1 protein-coding gene is annotated in these 385 nt (G+C 68.6%); it reads right to left on the bottom strand.

Going from position 1 to position 385, the window contains the following annotated elements; translation table 11 throughout:
* Nucleotides 1-385 (bottom strand): amino acid ABC transporter ATP-binding protein (locus N864_RS23115; RefSeq protein ID WP_034723197.1); only part of this gene is annotated, 385 nt, incomplete at both ends.

Below are 385 nucleotides of genomic sequence, written 5' to 3' on the forward strand. Positions count from 1 at the left end.
GCCGAGGTCGGCTCGTCGAAGAGCATCAGCTCCGGGTCCATCGACAGCGCCCGCGCGATCGCCACTCGCTGCTGCTGGCCGCCGGAGAGCTGCGCCGGGAAGGCGCCGCTGCGGTCGGCGAGCCCGACCTTGTCGAGGTTGGTGAGGGCGACCTTGTCAGCCTCGGCCTTGCCGCGCTTCAGCACGACCTGCTGCGCGACGGTGCAGTTCTCCAGAACGGTGAGGTGCGAGAAGAGGTTGAACTGCTGGAAGACCATCCCCATCTTGCTGCGCACCCGGTCGATGTCGCAGTCGGGGTCGGTGACGTCGACGCCGTCGACGAGGATCGTCCCGCCGCTCGGCTGCTCGAGCAGGTTGATGCAGCGCAGCAGGGTCGACTTGCCGG

The organism is Intrasporangium chromatireducens Q5-1 (genome assembly GCF_000576575.1).
GTDB lineage: Bacteria > Actinomycetota > Actinomycetes > Actinomycetales > Dermatophilaceae > Intrasporangium_A > Intrasporangium_A chromatireducens.